The sequence below is a fragment of the Nocardia cerradoensis NBRC 101014 genome (genome assembly GCF_000308535.1).
GTDB classification, from domain to species: domain Bacteria; phylum Actinomycetota; class Actinomycetes; order Mycobacteriales; family Mycobacteriaceae; genus Nocardia; species Nocardia cerradoensis.
The window spans coordinates 1-20,264 of the sequence record NZ_BAFW01000068.1 but is presented as its reverse complement, the minus strand read 5'-3'; the positions used below and the strand labels follow the sequence as shown (position 1 = coordinate 20,264).

At 67.9% G+C, this 20,264-nt stretch carries 20 protein-coding genes; 9 read left to right on the top strand and 11 right to left on the bottom strand.

The genetic code is table 11. The features are described from left to right. Positions 1-230: 230 nt before the first annotated feature. The 5 genes from ON23_RS08540 (at position 231) to ON23_RS08520 (ending at position 5,485) form a co-directional block, all read left to right on the top strand. Complete coding sequence (locus ON23_RS08540) at positions 231-1,454, top strand: MFS transporter (RefSeq protein ID WP_039777337.1); 1,224 nt, start codon at positions 231-233, stop codon at positions 1,452-1,454. Between the two features lie 215 nt (positions 1,455-1,669). Continuing rightward, positions 1,670-4,114: a sensor histidine kinase gene (locus ON23_RS08535; protein WP_039777336.1), complete on the top strand. Its 2,445-nt coding sequence runs from the start codon at positions 1,670-1,672 to the stop codon at positions 4,112-4,114. Beyond that, a complete protein-coding gene (locus tag ON23_RS08530) occupies positions 4,092-4,517 on the top strand; it encodes a roadblock/LC7 domain-containing protein (protein WP_030514365.1) in 426 nt (141 codons plus the stop codon). The genes ON23_RS08535 and ON23_RS08530 overlap by 23 nt, the downstream gene beginning before the upstream one ends. After that, the gene (locus tag ON23_RS08525; protein ID WP_030514366.1) at positions 4,514-4,897 is read left to right on the top strand and encodes a DUF742 domain-containing protein; all 384 of its coding nucleotides are present in this window, start codon (positions 4,514-4,516) and stop codon (positions 4,895-4,897) included. The genes ON23_RS08530 and ON23_RS08525 overlap by 4 nt, the downstream gene beginning before the upstream one ends. A gap of 6 nt (positions 4,898-4,903) precedes the next feature. Further along, positions 4,904-5,485, top strand: coding sequence for a GTP-binding protein (locus tag ON23_RS08520; protein WP_030514367.1), 582 nt, complete (start codon positions 4,904-4,906; stop codon positions 5,483-5,485). Between the two features lie 37 nt (positions 5,486-5,522). Here ON23_RS08520 and mtnC read toward each other — a convergent pair whose 3' ends face one another. The 4 genes from mtnC to ON23_RS08500 form a co-directional block, all read right to left on the bottom strand. Then, positions 5,523-6,251 (bottom strand): acireductone synthase, encoded by a 729-nt coding sequence (gene mtnC / locus ON23_RS08515; RefSeq protein ID WP_051042256.1) that lies wholly within the window; start codon positions 6,249-6,251, stop codon positions 5,523-5,525. Beyond that, a complete protein-coding gene (locus ON23_RS08510; protein ID WP_039777334.1) occupies positions 6,248-6,820 on the bottom strand; it encodes a 1,2-dihydroxy-3-keto-5-methylthiopentene dioxygenase in 573 nt (190 codons plus the stop codon). Before ON23_RS08510 ends, mtnC begins: the two co-directional genes overlap by 4 nt. Further along, on the bottom strand, positions 6,817-8,538 hold the full coding sequence (locus ON23_RS08505) for a bifunctional S-methyl-5-thioribose-1-phosphate isomerase/methylthioribulose 1-phosphate dehydratase (protein ID WP_039777333.1): 1,722 nt from the start codon (positions 8,536-8,538) through the stop codon (positions 6,817-6,819). The genes ON23_RS08510 and ON23_RS08505 overlap by 4 nt, the downstream gene beginning before the upstream one ends. Positions 8,539-9,083: 545 nt before the next feature. Beyond that, positions 9,084-10,328 carry a KasA/KasB family beta-ketoacyl-ACP synthase gene (locus ON23_RS08500; protein ID WP_039777332.1) on the bottom strand — a complete coding sequence of 415 codons (1,245 nt, stop codon included), beginning with the start codon at positions 10,326-10,328 and terminating at the stop codon, positions 9,084-9,086. A 39-nt stretch (positions 10,329-10,367) separates the two neighbouring features. Here ON23_RS08500 and ON23_RS08495 point away from each other — a divergent pair, with 39 nt between their 5' ends. Continuing rightward, positions 10,368-10,952, top strand: coding sequence for a TetR/AcrR family transcriptional regulator (locus ON23_RS08495; RefSeq protein WP_039777374.1), 585 nt, complete (start codon positions 10,368-10,370; stop codon positions 10,950-10,952). A 49-nt stretch (positions 10,953-11,001) separates the two neighbouring features. After that, complete coding sequence (locus ON23_RS08490; protein WP_039777331.1) at positions 11,002-11,442, top strand: SRPBCC domain-containing protein; 441 nt, start codon at positions 11,002-11,004, stop codon at positions 11,440-11,442. A gap of 37 nt (positions 11,443-11,479) precedes the next feature. Here ON23_RS08490 and ON23_RS08485 read toward each other — a convergent pair whose 3' ends face one another. The 6 genes from ON23_RS08485 to ON23_RS08460 form a co-directional block, all read right to left on the bottom strand. Then, on the bottom strand, positions 11,480-11,704 hold the full coding sequence (locus ON23_RS08485) for a hypothetical protein (RefSeq protein ID WP_083903777.1): 225 nt from the start codon (positions 11,702-11,704) through the stop codon (positions 11,480-11,482). A gap of 35 nt (positions 11,705-11,739) precedes the next feature. Beyond that, a complete protein-coding gene (locus tag ON23_RS08480; protein ID WP_039777329.1) occupies positions 11,740-12,495 on the bottom strand; it encodes an HNH endonuclease family protein in 756 nt (251 codons plus the stop codon). A 304-nt stretch (positions 12,496-12,799) separates the two neighbouring features. Further along, positions 12,800-13,918 (bottom strand): NAD(P)H-dependent flavin oxidoreductase, encoded by a 1,119-nt coding sequence (locus tag ON23_RS08475; RefSeq protein ID WP_039777328.1) that lies wholly within the window; start codon positions 13,916-13,918, stop codon positions 12,800-12,802. A gap of 231 nt (positions 13,919-14,149) precedes the next feature. Beyond that, positions 14,150-14,533, bottom strand: coding sequence for a thioesterase family protein (locus ON23_RS08470; protein ID WP_039777327.1), 384 nt, complete (start codon positions 14,531-14,533; stop codon positions 14,150-14,152). A gap of 25 nt (positions 14,534-14,558) precedes the next feature. Further along, entirely contained in the window at positions 14,559-15,485 is a 927-nt protein-coding gene (locus tag ON23_RS08465) for a LysR family transcriptional regulator (protein WP_039777326.1), read from the bottom strand. A 3-nt stretch (positions 15,486-15,488) separates the two neighbouring features. After that, positions 15,489-16,535 carry an FUSC family protein gene (locus tag ON23_RS08460; protein ID WP_083903776.1) on the bottom strand — a complete coding sequence of 349 codons (1,047 nt, stop codon included), beginning with the start codon at positions 16,533-16,535 and terminating at the stop codon, positions 15,489-15,491. Positions 16,536-16,823: 288 nt separating this feature from the next. Here ON23_RS08460 and ON23_RS08455 point away from each other — a divergent pair, with 288 nt between their 5' ends. After that, the gene (locus ON23_RS08455; protein ID WP_039777325.1) at positions 16,824-19,103 is read left to right on the top strand and encodes an FdhF/YdeP family oxidoreductase; all 2,280 of its coding nucleotides are present in this window, start codon (positions 16,824-16,826) and stop codon (positions 19,101-19,103) included. A gap of 137 nt (positions 19,104-19,240) precedes the next feature. Continuing rightward, positions 19,241-19,690, top strand: a complete 450-nt coding sequence (locus ON23_RS08450; protein WP_039777372.1) for an SRPBCC family protein — start codon at positions 19,241-19,243, stop codon at positions 19,688-19,690. Positions 19,691-19,712: 22 nt separating this feature from the next. Here ON23_RS08450 and ON23_RS08445 read toward each other — a convergent pair. After that, on the bottom strand, positions 19,713-20,264 hold a 552-nt coding region (locus tag ON23_RS08445; protein WP_039777324.1), incomplete at its 5' end, for an aldehyde dehydrogenase family protein.

Genomic DNA, 20,264 nt, shown 5'->3' with positions numbered 1-20,264 from the left:
CTACTTGTGAGTAATGTAACCCTCCGATACACATAATCTACCGCGCACCGCGCGGGCATATCTCCGCCCTGGGACGGATATTGCCACCGAGTTCGCCAGGATGCGCCACGCTGCGGCGCAGGCGCTGGATCGGCGCGTTTCAGCGGGCGTTCGCCTGCTCCGGCGGCGATCCGATGCGATCATGGAGCCGTTCGGGGCGGCGGCAGATCGGCGACGACCGGAGGCGGTTCATGGCGGCTCGGCGGGCGGAGGCACGGGCGGCACCGGACGCGGCGCCGCCGCTGAGCGCCTGGGGTTTCGTCGTCCGGTTCGGCATCGTCAGCTTGCTGGCGGATTTCGTGTACGAAGGGGCGCGGTCGATCACCGGGCCGCTTCTGGGGTCGCTGGGTGCGTCCGGATTCGTCGTGGGCGTGGTGACCGGGGTGGGTGAGGCGGCCGCGCTGGTGCTGCGTCTGGTGTCCGGCCCGCTCACCGATCGGACCAGGCGGTTCTGGGCGTGGACCATCTCGGGGTATGTGCTCACCGTGGTCAGCGTCCCGCTGCTGGGTGTGGCGGGGGTGTTGTGGGTGGCGGCCGCCTTGGTGATCGCCGAACGGGTCGGCAAGGCGGTGCGCAGCCCGGCCAAGGACACGTTGCTCTCGCATGCCACCGCGGTCACCGGGCGTGGTCGTGGCTTCGCCGTCCACGAGGCGCTCGATCAGGTCGGCGCGGTCGCCGGGCCGCTGACCGTCGCGGCGGTTCTCGCCGCGACCGGCGATGATTTCACTCCCGCCCTCACGATGCTCGCGATACCGGGTGCGGCGACGCTGCTGTTGTTGGTGCGCATCCGCATTCGCGTCCCCGATCCGGCGCGATACGAACCGGCCGCGGCGCCTCGGCCCGGCATCGCGAGAGTTCCACTGCCCCGGCAGTTCTGGCTGTATTGCCTGTTCACCGCCGTCTCGATGCTCGGTGCGACCACCTACGGTGTGCTGTCGCTGCATATGGTGGCGGCCGGGGTGTTCACGACGGCGGCGGTACCGGTGGTCTACGCCGCGGCCATGGCCGCCGACGCCCTGGCCGCCCTGGCCTCGGGTTGGCTGTACGACCGCGTGGGCGCGAAAACACTGCTCCTTCTGCCGGTTTCGACGGCGCTGGTGCCGGTCTTCGGTTTCGCCGGCGGCACGGGCGTGGTGCTGGCGGGAGCGCTGCTGTGGGGTGCGACAGTCGGTGTGCAGGAATCCACGCTGCGTGCCGTGGTGGCCGACCTGGTGCCGGGCGATCGCCGCGCCACCGCCTACGGCATCTACGCCGCCGTTCTCGGCGCCGCGACCGCCGCCGGCGGCGCGATCACCGGATTCCTGTCCGACACATCGCATTCGGCGCTGGTCGCCACGGTGGTCGCGGTCGAATGCGCGGCCGTGGTCGTTTTGTTCGCGCTTGCCGCGCGCCGGCGCCCACCGGCCGGCCGGTGACCGAACTCGCTGCCTCACAGCGGGATTCGAGCCCGGCTATACCTAACACTGTTCAAACGTGTGACTTGCCACAATCGTTCGGCGGACGTCACCTTCACCACATCCAGCTACAGACCTGTGACCTGCACACTCATATCGGACAACGAAAGTCAACACGGGTCTCGCTCAGTGGTATCAGACCTGAAGTTTGAAACATCGACCGTTATGTTGTGCCGATGTTGAGAGCGAGGCTCGGTATCCGGACCCGCATCCTGGCCATCGCAGTGATTCCGAGCTTGACGTTGCTCGGAATCGGTGTGGGCACAGCGGGTTATCTGGTACGGGAGGGGCAACACGCCAAGGACTGGGCATCGATCCTGGGCAACGCCAATGTGCACACTCGCGAGATGATCGCCGCGGTGGAACAGGAGCGGATGCTGTCGCTGTGGCATCTGGCCGGTGAGCACGGCGACCCGGCCGCTCTCGGCGCGGCGCGTACGCGAGTGGACAATGCCCTGCAGGCCCTGGCCGCCACCGAGAACAAACTGATGACCAGCGGTTCGAATCCGATGGGTGACGACACCGGCGGATTCGAAACCCTCAAGAAGCAACTTCCGGCTATCCGCGGCGGAATCGATGCGGGCGCGCTGCCGATTCCCGAGACCTACGCCATCTACAACCGCATTCTGGATGCCGTCGTCGTCGGCACCAATCTCACCATTCCGACCGCGCCCGACGCCGCGGTCGCCCAGCAGCTGGCCGGCGGTCTGCGCACACTGCACGCGATGGAGGGCATGTCGCGCAGCGCCGCCCTGACCGCCGCCGAACTCAACGGCCAGATCCTCGCCGGGCAGATGCGTGACGACTACCGCAATCTGGTCGGCTACTACCGCACCGAACTCCCCCAGCTAGCCGCCGATCTCACCGGTCCCCCGGCGGACAAGATCAAGACCGTGCTCGCCTCTCCGGCCTGGCAGCAACTGGCAGCGATGGAGGACTACCTCATCCATCCGCCCGCGCCGGGCAAGAACGGCGAATTGCCGCCGCCCCCGATGAGTTTCGCCGACTGGCGCACCTCGGCCGAGCAGCTCGGCGATCAGTTGCTCGCCGCCTGGCAGTACCAGAACGACCACGCGAACCAGACCGCCGTCGACGACGGCGACCGCACCGCGACCAATTCGCTGTGGGCCGGTGCCGGCGTGCTGGCGATCGCGATCATCGCCTTCCTGCTGTCGCTGTGGCTGGCCAACCGGTTGATCGGGCGGCTCAAGCGGCTGCGCACCGAAACCCTCGCACTGGCCGAGGTTCGCCTGCCCGAGACGATGCGCCGCCTGAGCGAGGGCGAGAACATCGACGCCGAGACCGAAGCGGCCCGGCTGGACTTCGGTCACGACGAGATCGGTTCGGTGGCCAACGCGTTCAACCGTGCCCATACCGCGGCCGTCTCCGCCGCGGTCACCGAGGCACGCACCCGCGAGGGTGTGCGCGCGGTATTCCTCAACATCGCGCACCGCAGCCAGATCGTGGTGCACCGCCAGCTCGAGATTCTCGACGAAGCCGAACAGCGCCAAGAGGATCCGGCCCTGCTCGAGACCTTCTTCCGGCTCGACCACCTGGCCACCCGCGAACGCCGCAACGCCGAGAACCTGATCATCCTCGGTGGCGGCGAACCCGGCCGGCAGTGGCGGCGCCCGGTGCCGCTGGTCGAACTGGTGCGCAGCGCGATCGGTGAGACCCTCGACTACGCGCGGGTGCGCGCGCATCGGATGCCGCAGGTGTTCATCGTCGGCAACGTCGTCGCCGACCTCATCCATCTGCTCGCCGAACTGGTCGACAACGCCACCTCCTTCTCCCCGCCGCAGTCGCGGGTCGAGGTGAGCAGCAACGTGGTCGGCAAGGGTGTGGCGATCGAGATCAGCGATCAGGGCATGGGCATGCCCGCCGACGAACTCGAACGCGCCAACGAGATGCTGCGCAACCCACCGGATTTCGGTGTCGCCACGCTGTCGGCCAATTCGCGTCTGGGCCTGTTCGTGGTCGCCCAGCTGGGCGCCCGCCACGGCATCTCGGTGCGGCTCTCGGAATCCGACTACGGCGGTATCCGCGCCATCGTGCTGGTGCCTACCGCCGTCGTCGCCGCCGATGCGCCGCTGGCCGACCATCTGCCCGAACGGTTCGGCGGCCGCCGCCCCGAGCCCGCGATGACCGGTGAGATGCCGGCGATCCCGTTGGCCGAGACGACTTCGGCGGCAACGTCGCTGGCGACCCTGACCTCGCCGCAACCGCAGGCGTGGTCCGATTACCCGCGCACCGGCAGCGCGCCGAGCACCGACGAGCGGAGCTGGGCCGACACCCCGGCCCGGCGGGAGGCGCCGCCGCGCCCCGAGCTGCCCGCGACACCCACCGACCAACCGGCGCGTCGCAGCCCGCAGCGTCCGTCCTACACTGGCAGCGATGCTCGCCCACCGTTGCCCCGCCGTCGCCGACAGGCCAGTCTGGCACCGGAATTGGCGCACGACCCCCAACCCGACGCTGCGTCCCCGCAGCGGCCGCGCTCGGCGGAACAGGCACGAGACCTGATGTCCGCCATCGAGAACGGAACCAGGCAGGGGCGGCGATCGCAGCCCGGCCACACCCCGGACGAACAGGAACGCGAAGGTGACTTCTTCCAACGCAGGTGATCTGAACTGGCTGCTCGACGATCTGGTCGATCGCCTGGCCGGGGTGCGCTACGCGGTGGTGCATTCCACCGACGGGCTGCTGCTGGGCCGCTCCACGTCGATGAGCCGCGAGGACGCCGAACACTTCGGCGCCATGTCGGCCACCCTCTACGGCCTGGCGCGCAGCGCCGGGAACCGATTCGACGGTGGTGGCGTGCGCCAGGCGGTCATCGAACTCGACCGTGCGGTATTGTTCGTCACCGCGGCCGGTGACAACGCATGTATCGCATTGCAGGCCAACGAGAACGCGAATCTGGGTATGGTGGCCTACGAAATGAACCTGACCGTGCAGCGAGTCGGCGGTTACCTGTCCACCGATCCGCGTAACGGTCTGGCCGAGCACGTGGAGCACAGATTGTCATGACGCGCTTCGGTCAACCGTGGTTCGACGATGCGGCCGGTCCCCTGGTCCGTCCGTACGCCGTAACTCGGGGCCGCACGATGGGGGCGGGACACGATCTGGACATGCTCACCCTGGTGGTGACCGTGTCACCGGGTCCGCCGCTGCGGCGTGTCGAACCCGAATACGCGGAAATCGTTCGGCTGTGCCGGACCCCGCAATCGGTAGCCGAGGTCTCGGCGAGACTCAAGCTACCGTTGGCGGTGACCAAGATCCTCGTCGGTGACCTGATCGGCGAGGGTCTGCTGAACTTCCGGGCCCCCGCCCGGACCGACACCGATACCGGCGGGACCGGCGAACTGAACATTTTGCGAGCAGTACTCGATGGAATCCGAAAGCTGTAGAACACCGTGCCTGATATTTCGTCCTCGGCCGACCTGGCTGCCTCGGTCAAAATCCTCGTAGCCGGCGGTTTCGGCGTCGGGAAGACCACGATGGTGTCCTCGATCAGCGAGATCACGCCGCTGCGCACCGAGGAACTGATCACCGAATTGTCCACCGGCATCGACGATCTGTCGGGCGTGGAGGGCAAGACCACCACCACCGTGGCGCTGGACTTCGGTCGCATCACCATCGACCAGAACCTGGTGCTGTACCTGTTCGGCACGCCCGGCCAGGACAGATTCTGGTTCCTGTGGGACGAATTGGCGCGCGGCGCCCTCGGCGCGGTGGTCATCGCCGACACCCGCCGGCTGGAGAACTCCTTCGCCGCCATCGACTTCTTCGAACGGCGCGGACTCTCGTTCGCGGTCGCGGTGAACTGCTTCGACAACGCTCCGGTCTACACCACCGAGGAGGTGCGCGACGCGCTCGATCTCGACGCCCACATCCCGGTGGTGCTCTGCGATGCGCGCGACCGCAGCTCCTGCAAGACGGTGCTGATGACGCTGGTCGAACATCTCATCGCCCGGGCCACCAGCTCGGTGGCCTGACCGTCGATGTCCTGAGCGCAGGATCCGGCGCGGCCGCTCAGCGGGCGGCCGCGACCGGATCCAGTTCGGCGAAGCTGCCGATCCAGCGGTGTGGCGGTCGGGGCGAATTCGGCTCACCGGCGCGAGTGACGCCGACGGCCTGCCAGCCCGCGGCCACCGCGGCGTCCAGTTCATCGGGATGGTCGGACAGGAAGAGGATCTCTCCCGCCGGCACGCCGATCTCCGCCGCGATGCGGCGATACGACTGCTCCTCGCGCTTGGGCCCGGCGTTGACCAGGTCGAACCACCCCCCGATCAGCGACGCCAGCTCGCCTCCGCGCGCGTGGGCGAACCAATCCTGTTGATTGCGAACCGAACCCGACGAATACACCCACAGGGTGAGTCCGGCGGCATGCCAGGCACGCAGCGCCGGGGGCGCGTCGGGGAAGAATTCGCCGAACAGGGCGCCCTCACGGAAGCCCTGAGCGCAGATGACTCCCTGTGCGGTCTTCAGCGGTGCCGCCTTGACGTCGGAATCCAGCCAGCCACGCAAGATCTCGGCGATCTCGGCGAGATCGGCGTCGGGCCGCCCGGCCAGTTCGCGCGTCTGCTCGATCACGGTCTTCGCCGCGCCTTCGGGCTCGTCGGCCAGCCACTGCGGCAGCCGTCGGCGGGTGTAGCCGTAGAGATCTTCGCGGACCGAGCTGGTGGGGCTGGTGGTGCCCTCGATATCCACGACGACCGCGCGGACCGGCAGGGCCTCGCTCTCCGACTGCCGCTCGCTCATGCGGCGACGAGCTCGTCCAGCGTCGGAAAGCCCTGCGCGATGGGGTCGCCGGTGAAATCGCCGATCCAGCCGTCGGCCTCTTCGAAGAACCGGATCGCCACGAAGTCCGGGCGCGTTCCCATATCGAACCAGTGCCGCGTCCCCGCCGGCACCGACACCAGATCGCCGCCCTCACACACCACCGCGACCACCTCCGGTTCCAGGTGCAGGTAGAAGCAGCCGCGGCCGGAGACGAAGAAACGCACCTCGTCCTCGGCGTGGCGGTGTTCGGACAGGAACTTCTGCCGCGCCGCGCTCGCCTGCTCGGGCCACTGCGGATCGCTGTCGTCGGGATGCAGCCGGGCCAGATCGATATGGCGGTAGCGGCCGTCGGCGTTGAGGTCGCCGATCCGGTCCCGGTATCGGGCGAGGATCTCCTCGGACGCGATGTCCGCGGTTACGGCCTCGGCGGGCCAGCGGTCGAATACGATGCCGCGCGTGGCCAGTTCGGCCGCGATGCGCTCCGGATCGGTGGTGTGCAGACGCACGTCGGCCGGATCGGTATCGGCCGCGATATGCAACAGGGTCACTGCGGTTGCTCCTCGAGAATGTGGGCGGTGGAGATGTCGCGGCGTCCGGTGAGCGACACCAGTTCGCACAGGGCCTCCAGGCATTCCGCGCGGTCGCGGGCCTGCGCCAGGTCGGCGCCCCAGGCGGTGATGCCGTGCCCGGCGATGAACAGCACCGGCGGGGCCGCCGGATGCGCGCGCAGATACTGTTCGATCTCCGCGCCGATCAGCGACACATCGGCGTGATTGGCAAAGACCGGAATGTCGATGGTGTCGCCGGAGCGCAGACCTTTGATCAATTCGAAACCGGTGAACCGCAGCGGATTCGGGGCGCCGACGGAGGCCGCGGTGGCCCGCGGCGAATGCACGTGCACCACCGCCGCGGCCTCGGTGGTGCGGTAGATCGCGGTGTGGATCGCGGTCTCCGCGGAGGGCCGCCGGTCTCCGGCAACGGGTTCGGAGTTCTCGATCCGCACCCGGACCATATCGGCGGCGGTCAGCTCCCCCTTGGACAGACCGCTGCCGGTGACCACTGCGGTGCGCCCCTCGGTATCCGAGCCGTTGTCCGATGCCGCCCGGAAGGCGCCGTCACGCACGGAGATGTTGCCGGCGGTCCCCGGCATCCAGCCGCGACCGTAGAGGTCTCGGGCCAGGCCGGCGATCGCGGCGGCGTTCGGAGAGTCGGTGGGGTGCTGTGCCGCGGGATCGGCGGCCCGTGGATCGGCGACGGCGATCGCCTGCGCTGCGAGCGAATTCGCCTCGTCGACCAACCCGTTCTCGGTCACCACGGCCGTCACCAGTTCCGGCGGTGTGACATCGAAGGCCGGGTTGAAGACCGCGGTGCCTTTGGGGGCGGACGCATAGTCGCCGAAATGAGTGATCTCGGCCGACCCGCGCTGTTCGACGACGATCTCGGCGCCGGTCGCGGTCGCCGCATCGCGTGTGGACTCGGGCGCCACCACGATGAACGGGATGCCGTGGTGGCGAGCAGCCAGTGCCAGTCCGTACGTGCCGATCTTGTTGGCCACCGAACCGTCGGCGGTGATGCGGTCCGCGCCGACGATCACGCAGTCCACCTGCCCGGTCGCCATCGCCCAGGCGGCGGCGGAGTCGACGGTGAGCCGATGCGGAATGCCGGCCTCGGCCAGTTCCCACGTCGTCAGGCGCGCACCCTGCAGCAGTGGGCGGGTTTCGTCGACCAGAACGCTGTCGATGACACCGCGCGCGTGCAGGACCCGCAGTGCACCGATCGCCGTGCCGAAGGCGGTGGTGGCCAAGCGGCCGGTATTGCAGTGGGTGAGCATCCGCAGCGGACGCCCCGGACACAGCCGCTGAACCAGGTCGGCCGCGTGTTCGGCGGCGGCCCGGTTGACCCGGCCGTCCTCGGCGAGCAGTGCCTGCGCCTCGGCCAGCACCCCCGCCGCACCGCCGTCGGCGAATCTCGCCAGGGCTCGCCGCACACCCCAGGACAGATTCACCGCGGTGGGCCGGGCGGCTTCGATGCGGGCGGCCTCGGCCTCGACTCGCGCGGGTTCACCGGGATGGGCGAGCGCGGCCAGCGCCACGCCGAAGGCTCCGGTCACGCCGATCGCGGGGGCGCCGCGCACCGCCAGGGTGGCGATCGCGTCGATCACCTGATCGACCGTCGCCAGCCGCAGCGTGCGTACCTCGTGCGGCAGCGCGCGCTGATCGATCGTCACCACGGCGCCGTCGACCCACGTGATCGAACTTTCACCCATTGCGCGCACAACCCTCACCACTCGACCCGGCTGACCCCTCATCTCAAACGGTAGCGAATCAGAGGTCACCGGCGCGCACCAGGTTTACCCTCGCACGGATCCGATCCCGCACCTGCGGGCAACACTCGTGGATACCTCCTGAAACGGCAGTGTGTGCACAGATGCACCGCGTGTGGCCCGGCGCTGCGCGGTGCGGACGTAGATCACACAACGGCAGCCGGCGGTCCAACGGATCACCACGCCTGGGGTGCCGCTGAACCGCCGGCCGGGAACCGGGCTGCTCGCGCTCCACTGACGCCCATCGTTGCGAGCGGGCAGGCGTGTACAGCGAGCTCGCCGGCCGCGCACTCGGGTGCCGGACGAGGGACGCAAGCGCTCGAAGACACTGCCGGTCAGAGTTTTCCGCCGCCGTATGGGTGAAATGTCCTGTCGTTACCGCAGTTCCGGGATGTTTTTCCACAGGCGGCGTGTCATCCACAGCAACCGGTGGACAAGCGTGAACAGAGGCTGTTCCACATCTCCGGAGACAGCGGGGGAAGAAGACCTCAGGCCCGGCCGAATGCGAGTGTGACGTTGTGTCCTCCGAAGCCGAAGGAATTGCTCAGCGCCTGTGAGATTCGCTGTGGACGTGCGATCCCGTGCACGATGTCGAGGTCGACACCCGGGTCCGGATTGTCGAAATTCAGTGTGGGAGGCACGGTCTGGTCGCGCAGTGTGCACAGGGTGAGGATGGCCTCGAGCGCGCCCACCGCACCGATGGAATGGCCGAGCGCGGATTTCGGCGCGTACACCGAGGCGTGCTTCGCCACGGCCGCAATGGCATTGGCCTCCGAGGCGTCACCGATCGGGGTCGAGGTGGCGTGCGCGTCGATGTGATCGATATCGGCGGCGGTCAGATCCGCGGCGGCGATGGCCTTGCGCATCGCCCGGGCCGCGCCCGCGCCGTCGGGGTCCGTGCCGGTGATGTGGTAGCCGTCGGAAGTGATTCCCGCGCCGAGAATCCGGCCGTGCACGGTGGCGCCCCGGGCCCGGGCGAACTCCTCCGATTCCAGAACCAGCAGCGCACCCGCCTCGCCGAAGACGAACCCGTCGCGATCGCGGTCGAAAGGCCGTGAGGCCAGGCCGGGTTCGTCGTTGCGGGTGCTCATCGCCCGCATCATGGCGAAGCTGGCGATCGGGATGGCTTCGATATACCCCTCCACGCCACCGGCGATCACCACGTCGGCCTCCCCCGTGCGGATCATCCGCCACGCGTGCGCGATCGCCTCGGCGCCCGAGGAACATGCCGAGGTCGGTGCGTAAACACCTGCCTTCGCGCCGAATTCGAGTCCGACCCGGGCGGCAGGCCCGTTCGGCATCACCATCGGAACCGTCAGCGGCGGCACCTTGCGATACCCGCCCTCGCGCATCGCGTCGACCGCGGTGAGGAAGGCGTCACCGCCGCCGAGTCCGGTGCCGATCGCGACCGCGAGGCGTTCGGCGTCGATCTCCGGCGTCCCCGCCTGTGACCAGACGTGGCGGCCCAGCACCAGCGCAAGCTGCTGCACATAGGAGTGCCGGCGCTGTTCGATACGGGTCAGATGTGCGCCGGGATGTTCGGTCAGCCGGCCGCCGATCCGCACGGGCAGGTCGTAACGGGTCACGAACTCGTCGGTGAGCGGCCCGATCCCGCTCCTGCCCGCCAGCAGCGCCGACCAGGTGCTGTCGAGGTCGGGACCGAGGCAGGTGGTGGCCGCCATGGCGGTGACGACGACATTCCGCGACGTTTGTGTAGCAGTCGTTACACTCATGCGGATATGGATACCTGTAGCAACCGCTACAGTCAACACGTGCCTCGACCACTCGACCAGGCCCGGCGCGCGGAACTACTCGCCGGGGTGATCGCCTACATCGGCGAATACGGATTGACCGAACTGTCGCTGCGCCCGCTGGCGGACTACCTCGGAACCAGCTCGCGCATGTTGATCCACTATTTCGGCACCAAGGAGCAGATGCTGATCGCGGCACTCGAGACCCAGCGCCCCGACATCGCGGGCATGTTCGCCGACGTTCCCGACCTCCCGGCCCTGCGGCGGCGGCTCATCGAATCGTTCAGCGTCAACATCACGACGGAGTGGGTGTCGAGCACGCGTGTGCTGTTGCAGGTGATGGGCGTGGCGGCGGTGCCCGGAAGTCCGTTCCGTTCCTACGGCGAGGACGCCGTGCACGTCCTGGTCACCGCCCTCACCGATGTGCTGAGGAGCTTCGAACCCACCGTCGCCGATCCGGAATCGACCGCCACTCTGCTCGTTTCGGGTGTGCGCGGTTTACTGCAGGATCGGTTCGTCACCGGCGACACCGCCCGCGTCTCGCGCGCCGCGCGGTTGCTGATCACCCAGTCGCTCACGCTGCCCGAACCGGGCGCCGGCCGATGAGCGGGCCCGCGGTATCGCTGATGGAACAAGTTTCAGTATTCTTGCCGCCATGGCTTTCGTGATCGATGACACCGTAGAGATCGACGCACCCGCCGAGGTGGTGTGGAAGGTGCTGACCGACCTGGGCAGCTACGGTGAATGGAATCCGTTCGTCGCCGAATGCCGCAGCACGCTCGAACCCGGCGACCCGATCGAGATGCACGTGCGGCTGGGTTCACCGAAGCCGCGCAAGCAGGTCGAATACATCCGGACCCACACGCCCGGAACCGAATTCAGCTACAGCATGAAGCCGGTGCCACTGGGCATCCTGCACAGCCTGCGCTCGCACACCGTGACGCCCCTCGACAACGGCCGCACCCGGTACCGGTCGCATTTCGAACTGGGTGGCCTGCTGCGGCCGGTCGTGACGCTGGCGCTCGGCAAGGCACTGCAGTCCGGCTTCGGCGGCATGACCGCGGCGGTCAAGGAGCGCGCGGAATCGCTGCGCTGAGCATCGCGGGCGGTCGAATACCTCGCGCCGGGCGCGCTCAGGCCTCGAACGGGATCACATTGCCCGCGGCGTCGCGGTTGCCGCGACCGGCGTCGATCGCGCTGACGAGTTCGGCGACGTCGGTCCAGGTGCGGGCGGGTTCGCCATCGAGATTGCCGATGTGATACCAGGTTTCGGTATCCCGATAGCGAACCAGTCCCCTGCCCTGCTCGTCGACGGTGACATCGAGTTCGCCGGACACCGTCCCTTCCTCGTCGGTCATGACGGCGGCCTTACCGGTGATTTCGATGATGTCGCCTATGTGAACTCTCCTCGGTGGAGGCAGTCGTCGACCGCGGTGCGCAATGCGGTCTGTTCCGCCGTGTCGATGGTCAAACCGTATTTTACCTTGATGCGAATGTAACGCTGAACGTACTCGCAGCGGAACACGCCGGGCGGCAGATAATTCGCCGCATCCTGATCACCCTTGGACCGGTTGGCCGACGGGTCGGAGGCGACCAGATTGATCGCGTCGTTGGCAATATTGCGGCGCGTATCGGTGTCGACGGATTGCGCGCCGGAACGCCAGGCCTCGGCCAGCGGGACGATATGTTCGGCGTCGACTCCGGCGGGATCGGTGATCCATTTGTAGGGCTTGAGTTTTCCGGTCTTGGCGTCGAGGACCCCGTAGCGGTCGCGCCAGCCGCCGTCCTTGCCGAGACTCAGTTTGCAGGTCGCGGCATCGAGGGTCACCGATCCGGTGGCGTCGCGCAGCATCATCACATCGCGGGTGGTGCATTTCGCGTACTGGGCGTATTTGTCGCCGAATCCGTGTTCGGGAGTGTTCTGATCCCAGTGCGGGAATTGTTCGCGGCTGTACCCGGTCATCGGCGCTTCCGGTGCGACCACCAGTTTCCCCAGCAGCGCGTCGACTTCCTTACCGGAAAACGTCGCGGCGGCAGCGGAATCGGGTTTCGGATCGTTCTTCTTGCCCCCTTCGTCGATGAAGCTGTACACCACCGCGAGCACGACGGCGAGGAGGACGGGCGCCACGATCGCGACCAACCGGCGCATGCCGGGAGAGGATATCTTCACCGCCGCGCCCCGATCGTGTCGTCGGGCGCGCACCGGGGACCGCGGACTGCCCGAGACCGGAATCCGGTGCCTTCGAGCGCAATCCGAGCAAACATCCGGACGGTGGGGTACTGATCAACTTGCCGGCCGCATTCGGGCCGTTCACCATATGTACTTCTCATCGCGAATACAGAGTGTCAACCGGCACCGGCAAACCGCAAGTGCACCAGCCGCTTCCGTATCCGCTTCGATACCTGGACAGAACTGTCCGGCAGGGCGCGGCGGCCCTGCCGGACAGGCGTTGTCAGCTGTTGAGCTTGTTCAGCCGCTCGCAGGCCTCGAGGTACTCCTCCATCAGACGCTGCATGACGTCGGAGGTCCGCTCGACCTTGTTCATCATGCCGACGACCTGGCCGACCGGGTTGAAGTTGACGTCCTTGGCCGCCTCGGGATAGCGGTGGCCGCGCTTGACGCCGTCGAGGGCGACCATCATCTGCAGCGGCATCCCCAGCGGATCCGGGGTGTCCGGACGCTCCCACGCCTCGGTCCAGTCGTTGCGCAGCATGCGGGCCGGCTTACCCGTCCACGCCCGCGACCGCACGGTGTCGTGGCTGGTCGCGTCGATGTAGGTCTGCATCTGCGCGGGCGGCACATTGGCCTCCTCGACGGTCAGCCAGATCGAGCCGGTCCACGCGCCCGCAGCCCCCATCGACATGGCGGCGGCGATCTGGCGGCCGTTGCCGATACCACCGGCGGCGAGCACCGGCAGGTCGCCCACCGCGTCGATCACCTGCGGCCACAGCACCAGCGAGGAGATCTCACCGCAGTGACCGCCGCCCTCGGTGCCCTGGCAGACCACGAAATCCAGGCCGGCGCGCTTGTGATTGAGCGCATGCTTCACCGAACCGCACAACGCGCCGATCAGACGACCGGAATCCTGCACCTTCTTGATGATGTCGTCGGGCGGGGTGCCGAGCGCGTTGGCGACCAGCTTCGCCTTGGGGTGCTTCAGGATGACGTCGACCTGCGGACCGGCCGTGGTGGCGGTCCAGCCCAGCAGCTGCTCGTGATGTTCGTCCTCGGGCAGTTTCGGGACGCCGTGGTCGGCGAGGATCTTCTCGGCGAAATCGCGGTGGCCCTGCGGAACCAGTTTGGCCAGTTCGGCTTCCAGCTGCGCGGGGCTCAGGCCGTCGATGCCCTTGCCCTCGTACTTGGACGGGATGACGAGGTCGACGCCGTACACGCCGTGCACATGTTCATCGAGCCAGGCCAGTTCGACCTCCAGCTCCTCGGCGGTGAAACCGACCGCACCCAGGACGCCGAGCCCGCCGGCGTTGCTCACCGCGGCGGCCACGTCGCGGCAATGGGTGAAAGCGAAGATGGGGACATCGATGCCCAGTCGTTCGCAGATCTCGGTATGCATGGCGGGGTGACTCCTCTGGTCTTCCGGCGCTGGAACTTCGCCACAACACTAGAACACGTTTCATATTCAGACTAGTGACTCATCGGTCAGGAAGCGAGAGAAGTGCCGAAATTGCCGGTCGATGGGGGTAACACGCCACCCCCGCCGACGGCGGTATCGACCCGTTGTCACCATTCAGTGTGGGCAACATGTTCTAGTTGGCATAGGCGATCCGGTGGCAGATACCGCGAGTCAGCGCTCGCCGGCGCGGGCGAGGAACGAGGCGCGGTCGACGATCGTGCGCCGGATGGTGCCGTCGGCCACGAGCAGATCGCCGTCGTGCACGACGACACGGAACGCCAGCCGCGGACCGTCGACCTCGGCCAGCCGTGCCGCGACGGTCAGCACCGTTCCCGGCGGGCTCGGCCGCCTGTGCCGCACCGAAACCTCGATCCCCACCGATGTCTGCGCCGATGACAACCTGCCCCGCAACGCCAGCACGGTCGCGTGCTCGGCCAGCGCCACCACCCGCGGCGTGGCGAGGACCGCCACGTCACCGCTACCGACGGCGACCGCGGTATCGGCGGCACCGACCTCGACCCTGAATTCCGCCGACAGACCCGGCTGTACCTTCACGGTCGCTACGGTAACGCCGCGCCCATCACCGCGCCGCGAAAGCCGATGCGCGACGGAGCGTGTCGTCGATGGGCGTCCGACGGACGGTGTCGAGCACCGCGCGGGTCAGTACCGAGCCGGGTTCGGCGGCGGGGGTTATCACGGCGATCCGGGCGGTGACGCACGGATCGAGCAGCGCGAGGACGCGCACTCCGGGCGCCGGGTGCAGTGTCCGCAACCACGGCTCGGGCACGACACATGCCCAACGGCCGGTATTCGCGTGTGCCAGCAGGGCGGCCACGGAGTCGCTTTCCAGTTGCGGGTTGACGGTGAGCCCGCGCGCGACCAGAGCCTCGTCGATCAAGGTGCGTCCGCGCATTCCCTTGTGCAACAAGCACATCGGCATCTCCACCGCATCCGCCCAGCCGATGGCGTCCGAACGTCCCGCCAGCAGTTCGGTACCGGCGACGAGGACGTGCCGCTCTTCGTAGAGCGGTGTCACGGTGAGCCCGGCGCAATCGACGCCGTCGGGGTAGCCGATGCCGGCGTCGAGCTCGAAGCTGCGCACGCGGTCCACGATTTCCTGTGAGCGCAGGCTGGTTTCCAGCCGGACCCGCACGAGCGGGTGTTCGGTGCAGAACGGGTCGGTCAGCAGGCAGACGGTGCTCGACGCGGCCGGAATCACGCCGAGGCGAAGTTCCCCGGTGAGACCGGTCTGCAGCGCCGAGACCTCCTGTTCGAGCGCGTCGCGGTCGGCGAGGATCCGGCGTGCCCAGAGCACCAGCCGCTCCCCTTCGGGCGTCAGACCCTCGAACGTACGCCCCCGCCGGACCAGCGGCACGCCCAGTTCGCGTTCGAGCTTTCGGATCGCTTCCGACAGCGCGGGCTGGGAGACGTAGCAGACCCGCGCGGCACGGGCGAAGTGACGCTCCCGAGCGAGTGCGACGAAGTATTCGAGCTGGCGAAACAGCATGAATCATTCGACCACGGCCGCGGGAGCCGGCGAGGCAAGGCCGGCTGCCGACCGGGGTGCCGGATTGCGGAGCAGCACGACCACCGCCACTCCGACGCCCACGCCGACGAGCGTGTCGACGGCGCGATCGCGCAGCAGTGCGGCCGGATCGCCCGGGGCGGCCAACTCGGTCATCGACATGATCAACGGTGTGAAGAACCCCAGTGCCAGCGCATAGTGGCGGGCCATGAACAGTTCGGTCGGATAGAGCAGCGCGATGATCGCCACCGCGGGCAGCGCCGGAGGCAGATGCGGCAGCAGCAACGGCGCGGTGATCGCGAGACCGGCGAAGGTACCCACCACGCGGTGCGCGCCACGCCGGACTCCGCCGCGGGCGCTGTCGGCCGCCAAGGGCACCGCGGCACCCGCCATCGCCCAGTTCGCGTGACCGAAGCCGAGGAGCAGACCGATCCCACCGGCAACCGAAATCGCCACGGCGTACCGAGCGGCGTGCCGGAACGCATCGATCCCCGTGCGGACCACCGGTACGGCCGCGACGCCCGGTCGCCGGACCGCGTCGAGATATCCGACCGCGACGCACAGCGCGGCAGTGGCCACGCAAATCGACAGTGCCACAAGCGGATCGGTGTGGGTCCCGGCAACCGTCGCGACCGCGCCGAAGGCGAACAGTGCGAAGAACGGCCCTTCCGGCCGCAGACCGGCGCGGTCGGTGATCGGCGAGACAACCGCGGCGAAGGTGGCCACCGCGGGTACGAGAACCCATTGCGGTGCGTGGGCGTGGGCGCACGCGAGCCCCGCGCCGACGCCGGTGATCAGCAGCGCCGCCGCCTGCACCTGGTGCGCCGCACGTTGCCGCGCCGATTCGGCGAAGCCGTACATGCCGGTGAAGGAACCGAATACCGCGTAGACGAGCAGATCCCAGCGCCCGGCCGCGACCAGCAACGCGCCGGGAATCGCCAGCCCGGCGAAAACGCGGGCCGCCGGCACGTGGTCGACTTCCGCGGCGAACCGGCGAAGCGCCGGGCGTATCCGCAACCGGCAGGTGCGCACCGGTACCTCCGAGTCTCGGTCGCGGGTGTGTGACGGCTGCCCGGTCGCGACACGTCATACCGGGCGGTGGACCACCGTGCCCGACGCGCGCGCACCCCGTCAACCTGCTCATTCGCGCGGTTCCGGGCTCATCGGGGGCCAGGGCCGCGGTGATAACCGCGGCCTATCGCCGAGTCGGAAGTTCGTCTTGGACACCGGGGACTCGCGGCGGCAGAATTCCTGACGTAGGTGCCGAAGCTTCACATTTCTTTCACCGTCCGGATTGCGGAATCGTCGAAGGGATGAATCGTGGTCGACAATGCGAGTGCGCGCCGGTCTCCAGAACCCGAATTCCATCCGTACGACCATCCCGCGGCGGGGTGGGGCGCCGCGAAGAGCGTCACGCGATTTCTCGCCCGGGAACGGGAGGGCATCGACGGCCCGCGCGCGATTCTGAAGATGAATCACGAGAACGGCGGATTCGACTGTCCCGGCTGCGCCTGGCCCGACGATATGAAGGGTCTGCATCTGGACATCTGCGAGAACGGGATCAAGCACGTCGCGTGGGAAATGACGCACAAGCGGGTCGGCCGTGAATTCTTCGCCGCGCACACCGTGAGTGAATTGTCGGAGTGGAGCGAATTCGAGCTCGAGGACCAGGGCCGGCTGACCGAGCCGATGACCTACGACCCGGACACCGACCGGTACGTGCCCATCAGCTGGCCCGACGCCTTCGAGCTGGTCGGCCGGACACTGCGCGAGACCGACCCGAATGCCGCCGCCTTCTACACCTCGGGGCGCCTCGGCAACGAGGCGACCTTTCTGTATCAGCTGATGGCACGAGAGCTGGGCACCAACAATCTGCCGGACTGCTCGAACATGTGTCACGAGGCGAGCGGGCGTGCCCTGCAGGCCGCATTGGGCACCGGGAAGGGCACCGTGGATCTCGCGGATTGGGAAACCACCGACGCGTTGTTCATCCTCGGGGTCAATGCCGCGTCCAACGCCCCCCGCATGCTGACCTCACTGGTCGAGGCACATAAACGAGGCGCGCGCATCGTGCATGTCAATCCTCTGGTCGAAGCCGCCGCGCGGCGCGCGATCATTCCCCACGATTTCGCGCAGATGGCGACCTTCCGCGCCACGCCGACGAGTTCACTGAATCTGCAGCCGCGTATCGGTGGCGATATGGCGCTGATCCGTGGTATCGCGAAAGCCGTTCTGGAGGAATCTCATTCGAATCCGAAGGCGGTCGACGCGGAATTCATTCAACGCTACACCGCGGGATTCGACGACTATCGCGCCGTGTGCGAGAGCACCTCGTGGAGCGATATCGAACGGCAATCCGGTGTGGCGGTGGGCGATATTCGCGCCGCCGCGCGCATATACACCGACGCCGATCGCAGCATCGTCAGCTGGTGCCTGGGAGTCACCCAGCACGAACACGGCGTCGACACTGTCCGCGAAATCGTGAATCTGCTTCTGCTGCGCGGCAATCTGGGCCGCGAGGGCGCCGGCCCCTCGCCGGTGCGCGGTCACAGCAATGTGCAGGGCAACCGCACCTGCGGTATCGACCACCGGCCCACCGCGGAGTTCCTCGACCGGCTCGCGCGGGTGTGCCGCATCGATCCCCCGCGCCGACACGGTCTGGATACGGTCGCGACCATCGACGCGATGAATGCGGGCCGGGTGCGCGTCTTCGTCGGAATGGGCGGAAATTTCGCGCTGGCGGCCCCCGACACCGCCTACACGTTCGCCGGCTTGCGGCGCTGCGACCTGACGGTGCAGGTCAGCACGAAGCTCAATCGCAGCCATCTGGTGCACGGAGCTCGCGCGCTGATCCTGCCGTGCCTGGGCCGCACCGAACGCGACGAACAACGCGGCGGGCTGCAGGAGACCTCGGTGGAGGATTCGATGAGCATGGTGCACCTGTCGAAGGGGATGAAGAAGCCGGCCTCTCCGCATCTGCGGTCGGAGCCCGCGATCATCGCCGGCATCGCCCGCGCCGCATTGCCCCACAGCGCCACACCGTGGGAGTTCTATGTCGAGGACTACGACCGGATTCGGGACACCATGGCCGAGGTGCTCGACGGATTCGAGGATTTCAATCGACGCGTCCGGTTGCCGCTCGGGTTCCGGATCCGCCAGCCGGCACGGGAATTGGTGTTCCGGACTCCGACCGGACGCGCGGAATTCTCGGCCGCCGCGCTGCCCGACCTCGACCGCGCACCCGGCACCCTCACCCTGGCGACCATGCGGTCGCACGATCAGTGGAACACCACCATCTACTCCGACAACGACCGCTACCGCGGGGTGCGCAATCTCCGCACCCTGATCTTCATGAACGCCGACGATATGCGCGAACGCGGACTCGCGTTGTTCGACGAGGTCGACATCACCAGTATCGCGCGCGACGGCAGTACCCGGATGGTCCGCAACTACAAGGTCGTCCCCTACGACATCCCGCCCGGCTGCGCGGCGGGGTACATGCCCGAACTGAACGTGCTGTGCGCGATCGGTGACTACAGCACGCAGAGCGATCAGCCGATCATGAAGAATCTGACGGTCACCGTCCGGCCGTCCAGCTGACCGCGGAGGCCGGATTCGCCTCGGCCACCGCGATATCCGACCGGCGACCGACATCGCCGACCGGCCGGTTCCGCCTCCGCCGCCCACCGACGTGGAATGCTCGTCGGCATGGATGTAAGCGGGCCGGGGGTGTGCCGGTGACCTACGAATCGGAATTGGATCCTGCCGCGGTGGAGATCGGCGGATTCTTCCCGCATCCGCCGGCGCTGCTGTGGCGGGCGTTGACCGAACCGGATCTGGTCGAACGCTGGCTGATGCGGTCGATCGGGCTCGAACCCGTGGTGGGCACGCATTTCATCTTCGCCGTTCCGACCGAACCGAGCGCGGAGATCGCATGTGAGGTGGTGGCGGCCCGCACGGGTGAACAACTGACGTATACGTGGATCGACCTGCGGGCGAAGTTCCCGGCCCGGTGGGTGGTCGACTGGATGCTCGAGGCGCAGGGGCGTGGGACACGAGTGTTGTTGACCCAGACCGGTTTCGATATCGGCGATCGGCGGCAGAAGATGGCCCGCAATGCGATGGAGCGGGGATGGCGGGGCACCTTGAACCGCTTGCGCGAGGTGCTCGACGAGGTCGGATCCTGACCCCGCGGGTGCGGGGAAACGATCAGCGCCGCGGTGGCGCGGGTTCCATGTGCACCACCTTGGTGGTGGTCATCTCGTCGAGAAGTTCGGGGCCGTAACCGAATCCGGTACCCGATGTGCCGCGCGGCTGGGCCGCCCCGCCGGGCGCGCCGCCGAAGACGGAGTTGATCTTGACCGTGCCCACCGGGAGTGTGCGCCACGCCTGCTGCATATGGTCCATCGAGCCGGTGAGTACCGTCGCCGCCAGCCCGTAGTCGTCGCGGCACGCGGCATCGAGTCCGGTCGCGAAATCCGAGACCACCTGGACCGGGGCGATCGGCCCGAAGGTCTCCTCGCGGATGACGCGCATCCCGGGCCGGCAGTCGGTGAGCACCGTGGCCGGATACGTCGTGCCGGGGCCCTCCGGAATCCGCCCGCCCACCAGCGCTTTCGCACCGGCCGAGATCGCGTCGCGCACCTGGGCGTGCACCTGTGTGCGCAGCCGCTCGTCCACCAGCGGTTGCGGATCGAGATTCCATCGCTGCGCCTGTTCACACAGCGCGGACACGAACGCGTCCGCGACCTCGCGATGCAC

Excerpts from the sequence above, each read along its gene's own strand:
- mtnC (WP_051042256.1), bottom strand. The coding sequence starts at position 6,251 with ATGAGCGAGCGGCAGTCGGAGAGCGAGGCCCTGCCGGTCCGCGCGGTC.
- ON23_RS08490 (WP_039777331.1), top strand. The coding sequence starts at position 11,002 with ATGGCTTTCGTGATCGATGACACCGTAGAGATCGACGCACCCGCCGAG.
- ON23_RS08505 (WP_039777333.1), bottom strand. The coding sequence starts at position 8,538 with ATGGGTGAAAGTTCGATCACGTGGGTCGACGGCGCCGTGGTGACGATC.
- ON23_RS08465 (WP_039777326.1), bottom strand. The coding sequence starts at position 15,485 with ATGCTGTTTCGCCAGCTCGAATACTTCGTCGCACTCGCTCGGGAGCGT.
- ON23_RS08525 (WP_030514366.1), top strand. The coding sequence starts at position 4,514 with ATGACGCGCTTCGGTCAACCGTGGTTCGACGATGCGGCCGGTCCCCTG.
- ON23_RS08500 (WP_039777332.1), bottom strand. The coding sequence starts at position 10,328 with ATGAGTGTAACGACTGCTACACAAACGTCGCGGAATGTCGTCGTCACC.
- ON23_RS08485 (WP_083903777.1), bottom strand. The coding sequence starts at position 11,704 with ATGACCGACGAGGAAGGGACGGTGTCCGGCGAACTCGATGTCACCGTC.
- ON23_RS08475 (WP_039777328.1), bottom strand. The coding sequence starts at position 13,918 with ATGCATACCGAGATCTGCGAACGACTGGGCATCGATGTCCCCATCTTC.
- ON23_RS08480 (WP_039777329.1), bottom strand. The coding sequence starts at position 12,495 with ATGCGCCGGTTGGTCGCGATCGTGGCGCCCGTCCTCCTCGCCGTCGTG.
- ON23_RS08540 (WP_039777337.1), top strand. The coding sequence starts at position 231 with ATGGCGGCTCGGCGGGCGGAGGCACGGGCGGCACCGGACGCGGCGCCG.
- ON23_RS08535 (WP_039777336.1), top strand. The coding sequence starts at position 1,670 with ATGTTGAGAGCGAGGCTCGGTATCCGGACCCGCATCCTGGCCATCGCA.